Source organism: Methanobrevibacter filiformis (assembly GCF_001639265.1).
GTDB classification, from domain to species: Archaea; Methanobacteriota; Methanobacteria; order Methanobacteriales; family Methanobacteriaceae; genus Methanacia; species Methanacia filiformis.
Genome location: NZ_LWMT01000034.1, coordinates 1 through 7,020, shown reverse-complemented (window position 1 = coordinate 7,020; position 7,020 = coordinate 1). Strand labels below are relative to the sequence as shown.

Annotated in this window: 3 protein-coding genes; 2 read left to right on the top strand and 1 reads right to left on the bottom strand. The window is 26.7% G+C overall.

All coding sequences use genetic code 11. The features are described from left to right. Positions 1–274: 274 nt before the first annotated feature. Positions 275–3,547, top strand: a complete 3,273-nt coding sequence (locus MBFIL_RS10055) for a CDP-glycerol glycerophosphotransferase family protein (RefSeq protein ID WP_084266254.1) — start codon at positions 275–277, stop codon at positions 3,545–3,547. Positions 3,548–3,760: 213 nt separating this feature from the next. Here MBFIL_RS10055 and MBFIL_RS01315 read toward each other — a convergent pair whose 3' ends face one another. After that, positions 3,761–4,936 (bottom strand): hypothetical protein, encoded by a 1,176-nt coding sequence (locus MBFIL_RS01315; protein ID WP_066970719.1) that lies wholly within the window; start codon positions 4,934–4,936, stop codon positions 3,761–3,763. Between the two features lie 164 nt (positions 4,937–5,100). On the opposite strand from MBFIL_RS01315, the gene MBFIL_RS01310 reads away from it, so the two are divergent. After that, on the top strand, positions 5,101–6,231 hold the full coding sequence (locus MBFIL_RS01310; protein ID WP_066970717.1) for an ISH3 family transposase: 1,131 nt from the start codon (positions 5,101–5,103) through the stop codon (positions 6,229–6,231). Positions 6,232–7,020 lie beyond the last annotated feature (789 nt).

The window sequence follows — 7,020 nt, the reverse complement described above, 5'->3', positions numbered from 1 at the left end:
TCATGAAAACATATTATATTTAAAAATGATTAAAATAACTTTGTTTTACTATATATTTAGTTAAAACGCTTAAAAATTAATTAAATAGATTTTCAACGACTTATAGAATTATGGGACATCCCCTATATATAAAAATATAAATCTCCTGTAAGTTTGTATATTGCCTAACTTATTCATTCAAATAGATAGGATATTGGATATTCTTATATGATAATAGGATATATATATATATATATATATATTCTATTAAACCAGTTTATAATGGTGATTATAAATGTCAGAACTTAAAAAAATATTGTTAGTTCCAACTGCATATAATAAAAGGGCATTAGAAGATATTGAAAGATATATATCTGTATATAAACATAAATTTGAAATAAATGTCTTATTAAATGAATTAGATTCATTAACTATTGAAAAAGATGGTTATAACTTAGTGAAGAATGGGACAAGTTATGGAAGATATTTGAAACATACCTCTGACTATGTTATTGATGCTGGATCTATGAATTCTGGCTTTAAAGGATCTTCAAAAACTAAATGGGTCTCTGTATGGCATGGAATACCTTACAAAAAAATGTTTGCAGATTTTGATGAAAAATCATTAAATGATGGGATTAAGTATAGTGAAGCTTATGATATAATGATTTCAATGTCTCCATATTACAGTGAAACTTTTTTAAGAAACGCAATGCTATATTTTGGAGAGATTAAAGAATTAGGGTCTGCTAAAATAGATAAACTATTTGCAAATGAGGGAAAAACATTAAATATAAAATATGAGCTAGGAATTCCTTTAGATAAGAAAATTATATTATATGCTCCTACATATCGTGAAAAAGGAAAATTTTCATTACCTTTTGATCCAATGAAACTAATTGAATCTTTACCTAATTCTGAGGAGTTTATTTTAATTATTAAATTGCATTATCTTTCCTGGTTAGATCAAAATACTTTCAACTGTAACATAGTAGATTATACTAACTATCCTGAAGTTCTTGACTTGATGTTAATATCAGATATATTAATTAGTGATTATTCTTCATTAATATTAGATTATTCTGTCTTAAATAAACCTATAATTCTTTTTCAGCACGATAAAGAGGAATATCTTAAAAATATGGGAACATATTTTGATTTTGAAGATTTTATACCAAAAAAACAGATAGTTCAGACAGAAAAAGAGTTGTACAATTTAGTGGGAGGGGAACTTGAAAATGATAACTCTAAACTGAGAGAGTTTTTTTATCCTTATGAAAATGGAAACTCTACAGAAAAAATAGTTAAAGCTTTAGATTTTGATGATAGTCCACGAAGATTTAAAGAGATAATATTTTTGATTAATGAATTGAATCAAATTGGGGGAGTCCATTCTTTTGTAACGAACATGGCAAAATATTACAAGAATGCATATAATTCAAAAATTTTTGTAATAGCTATTAAAGAATTTGCTTATGATAAGAACTTCATTAAATTATTTGAATCAGAATATGTGGATTTTACATGGTCTTCTCAAACAAATCCTGGTATGTGCAAAACAATTTTACGAAATACTAATGGTTATGTTATTTCAATGCAATTTAATGCACATTCACATTTTCAAAAGTTTTTGAAAGATAAAAATTCCATATTGATGGTTCATGGAGATGTTAAAGAGTTTATATCTAATAATATTTCTACATGGTGCTTAAATTCTTTAAATAGTTACGAACTTCACAGCTACAAAAAATTAATAGTATTATCTAAAAAACAGGAAAATCTTTTAAAGCCTCATTTAAATGATAATATTCAGAAAAAATTAACAAATATAAATAATTCAGTTGAATTGAATCATACTCCTTCAGAACAGGCTTCTAAAAACAATTTTGCATATATTGGAAGATTATCGAAGGATAAAAATTCAATGGATTTAATTAACATAGGAAAAGAGATTAAAAGAGAAAATTTAGACTTTAAAATTAATATATATGGTACAGGAGAATTATCAGGTAAAATAGAAAAAGAGATAAAGTATAATAATCTTGAAAATATTCTTTTTTTAAGAGGGTATGAAGAAAATAAAGGAAAGATATTTAAAAATAATTGTGCTTTAATTTCAGTATCTGAAACTGGAGGTTTTGGATCAGTAATACTTGAAGCTTATTCATTTGGCAGGTCTGTAATACTATTTAACTCATTTACTATAACTTTAGATCTGGTTGAAGATAATAAAACGGGATTTTTAGTAGATCTCTATGATTATCCAAGTTTCATTGAAAAAATGAAAAAAATAAATGGAATCAAAGAAGAAGATATTAAAAAACAAATAGAAAAATTTGATAATGAAAAGATATTTAAAGAATGGAACAATATATTCTCACAAATCGAAGATGAAGAGGGAATAAATCCAAAAAATAAAATAAAAACATCTAAAAATAAAAAATCTAATTTAAAATCAAAAACTAAAGGAAAAACTAAAATTACAAAAACACACAGTAAAAGAAATAATAACAGAAGACAAAAAACTATTAACTATTTAAATAAAAAGCTACCAAAACTTACTAAAAAATTAAAAAGTAGCATATATGAATTACAGGGGAAAAAACCTATAGTTTCAGTTATAATACCTTGTTATAATTCTACTGCAACTATTAAAGATGCAGTACAGTCAGTTTTAAGACAAAAACTTAAAGATATTGAAATTGTTGTAGTAGATGATGGATCTAAAAACAGAGTAAAAGACATAATTGATGGATTTAACAGCTTTAAAATTAAATATTATTATAAAGAACATTCGGGACTTGGATTAACCAGAAATTGTGGTATAGAAAATGCAAATGGGGAATATTTATTTTTCTTAGATTCAGATGATAAAATAACTAAAAATTCATTAAATGATTTAGTAACTTTTGCTAAGGACAAGAACTTAAATGTGGTATCTGGAATAACAAAAAGGCATAATATGATCACGAATGATGAAACACTGTGGTTACCTTCAATATACAATGAAAAGCGCATTGATAATATTAAATCAAGATTAAGCTTATATAAAGATACACTGAGCACTAATAAACTTTATAGAAAAGATTATCTAGTAGAAAACAACCTATTGTTTGAAAATGTTTTATATGAAGATAAATTATTTACTACAAAATTATACACAAGAACTGAAAACATAGGAATTTTAGACCAAATAGTATATATATGGAATGTTAGAGAAAATAATTCCTCTATAACAACTTCTTTAACTCCTGAAAATTTTAAAGAAAGAATAAAATCTATTGTCATGCTTTGGGATCATTTGCCTGAATATAAAAAACCAGATATTTTCGCTTTTTTTGTGAATCATGACATGATATTATATGTTAGGAAATTCAAATTTTTCACAGCAAAAGAAAAGAAAGAAGTTTTTGAGCTTATACAAGGATTCTGCAACAAATATGGTAACTATTTATATCCTAAATTAGTTAATAAAACAAGGTTACGTATTATTTATTGTGCTATGGAAAATGACTATGAATCTTTTTTAAAAATAGTTAACACAATATCTAATGATTTCAGGAAATAACATGAACCGTTCTTAGGAGAATGAGGGACAGAAATTTCCTAATCGCACCAATAAAAAACAGATAGAATAGAAGTAAACATTTAATATATATTTAAACATTGATTTTATTACATAATATCTCAAGAAATAACTTTTTGATACAATCAATATATGAAGAAAGGCTTAGAGATTTTTAGAAATCTCCAGTCTAACCTTTTCCAATGAACTAATTTTCTAAGATGTAATTCCTACATAGGGGTCTTTGGATTGCAGTATTTCAGAACCGCGAAGTACAAATAAATAGGCAGTTCCCTTGCTATCAAATGTGATTGATTCAAATTCACGTACAGTACCTAATATTGTATATCCCATATCTTCTTTAGTTAGAGTTCCGTCCATTAATTTATTAATTGGCATACTATAAAATGCACCGTCAGTAAGTATAAATAACCTATTAGTAACTGGGTTTATACCAATTCCTTGTCCAACCGATTTTTTATAAGCTCCTGGACCTCTGCTTATCACAGATGGTGCTTGTTTACCTGTAATTTTATTTCCTGTTATTGTTCCTTGATATATTTTAATAGCACCTGTAGGTAGGTTTTTGGATGCTCCATAAACTATTTCGACATAAAAATTACCATCCTTATCAAATGCTAAATCATGAACTCCTCTAACATATGAGTTACTACCAGTGTTCCACATTTTAAATGAATAGGATTTCACTGGTTTTATTTTATTTGGATCAATTTTTAAGATTTTTAAATTATCAGAGCTACCAGTGTCCTGCCACATGTACAAATTACCATCTTTCGGATTAAGACTTAAAGATTGTCCATGTCCTGTAGTGAAAGTAGGACCTACTTTAACTGCCTTAGCAATTCTAGTTAATTTTGCACTTAATTTTGTGTTACCATTTTTGTAGAGCATACCAATTCTACGTAAGTTTTTAGCACTATCTCCTGATTTATTAAGACCTTCTTTATTTAATATTTTCATATTGTAACGTACTATAAATCCTTTATTACTATTATGCTTGACTAATACAAGAGTATATAAATAATTTCCTTTTATAGCAGATGATTCAACAGTACCTAATGATTTTCCTTTCTTCCAAACTGAAGGTAAGAAATATGTAGTCTTGAAGGTATATCTCGCATTAACGCCTTTTAGGTTTCTAGTATTATAAGTATTTTTTACAGTTTCCTGTGATTTACTAGAGACAAATTTTACTGATCTCCCATAACTTGTAGGTTTTTTAACAGCATCTGGAGCATTAGTTAAATTAACAGTGTATGAACCAAAAGATTTAACGTTAACTTTCCCAACATCAACTGCTGATGCTGAACTAATCATAGCAAAAGCAATACAAATGGTTATTAATAGAATTAATATCGTTTTTTTTCTCATAAACGTCACATTTAATCATTTTTTTAAAAAGTAGCATATAATTAATCATGTGCAGGTGTTCTTGTTTATAGTATTTAAACTGAAATATTTTCCATACAAAGATTGCAATTATCAGTACTTCGTAAAGTAAAGTATTATATTGTGTGGTGTGTATTATTAAGAGTATGAAACAAAAAAATAGCACACCACGTAAGGTATTATTGAATGATGATGTATTAAATTTTTCGGTGAATGTGATTAGAGATATGTTGGGGTTGAAGTCTTCTTCTAATGTTGTGTATAATGATAAAACGATTATTCACCATCTTCTTAATGCTGGTGTCTCTCGAACTAGTATTAGTAATGTTAGTAATACTTGTATTGATGCTCCTTCAGAAGGAACTATTAGATATCGTCTTCGTGATCTCAATTTAGATATGCTTCATCAGAATTTAAATAAAAGTTTGAAGATTCATGGTTTTAAAACTGTACATAACAAATTTAATCAATTTGCTATTGATTTCGTCAACATCCCATACTATGGTAAAGAAGAAAACAGTGGAGACACCATTAAAACTAAACCTAAACAAGGAACTAGTCGATTTTATGCTTATGCCTCCATATACATAATACTAAGAAATAAATGCTATACTCTAGCTATGAAATATATCAGAAAAGGAGAAACTTTAAAAGACACTGTAGACTTTCTAATAAATGAAATCACAACCAATGGGTTTAAAATTAAAGAACTTTTCCTTGATAGAGAATTTTACACTATAGAAATAATAAATTATCTTCAAAATAGAAAAATCCCTTTTATCATACCTTGTGTGAAGAGAGGACCCAGTGGAGGAATACGAAAACTATTAACTGGTAAAAAAAGCTACTCCACTAACTACACCATGCGATCAAAAGGAAATGAAGCCACTTTCCAAGTTAATGTAGTTGTTAAATATTCTAAAGGCAAATATAAAGAAAATGGAGTGAAATACTTCGCATACGCAGTATACAACATGGATTTACCAATTAAAAACACATTTAAAGAGTATAGAAAACGCTTTGGAATAGAATCCAGTTACAGACTAATGAACCAAGCACGAACACATACCACCACAAAAAAACCAGTATTAAGACTACTATATATAGGATTAGGTCTTCTACTAATCAACATCTGGATCTACATCCAATGGACACACCTCAGCACACCACGACAAGGCGGACGCCAAAAAGTAACTTGGACATTCAAAACCATGCTAAAACAAATCAACCGAACAACCGAAGAAAAACTAGGATTCCACAACAAAATAACAATCTAAAAACAACAATCCTCACGGAAAAATTCTGAAAATATACATAAAAAATCCTGAAAATCAAACAAACAAAAACCAATTCAAACAAAACCACAACAGATTCTAACATAACATGAAAAAAACAATCGATAAAAAAAGAACAAAACCCAAAAGATAAAAACAAAAGACACATAAAAGATAAAAATACAAAAACACTTTACGAACTACTGATTATATAATAAATAAGTTTGAAACCTCTAAAATTAGTAATGCAGCTTCATTGTAGATTCAATAAATTATGGATTGTCAAATTTTTTATTACTTTTATTTGATTTATATGACCTAGTAATAATTGTACCAAATACTTACTTCTTAATAAACTAATATTACTACCAATTCTACCTATAAGTTTGAATTAATTTATAAAATTCTTTACTTTAGATAGATTTCACTATTTACAGTTAACTCAAGATATAAATTGAAAATTGTTGTTTAAAACTCTCTTTCAATTGTTGCATTAAACATATTATATATATTATTAGATAATGAGGCAATATTTATTGTTAAAATAATACTAAAATTCTTAGGAACTAAGTTTTTGACACTAATTATGATAATATATTTTTCTAAATATGTATTATTATATTATATTATTGAATTTAAAAATATAACTTATCAATTCATGCTACTGTCATGACAACTTAATTTTAAAATATTTATATATGATGATATTCATATTATACTATATGAAACAGAGAAGAGTAGAGCTTGATGATGAGGAGGATGTTTGTTTAAAAAAGATGGTTAAAAAAGAAA

Coding starts and splice junctions, on each gene's coding strand:
- MBFIL_RS10055 (WP_084266254.1), top strand. CDS start 275: ATGTCAGAACTTAAAAAAATATTGTTAGTTCCAACTGCATATAATAAA.
- MBFIL_RS01315 (WP_066970719.1), bottom strand. CDS start 4,936: ATGAGAAAAAAAACGATATTAATTCTATTAATAACCATTTGTATTGCT.
- MBFIL_RS01310 (WP_066970717.1), top strand. CDS start 5,101: ATGAAACAAAAAAATAGCACACCACGTAAGGTATTATTGAATGATGAT.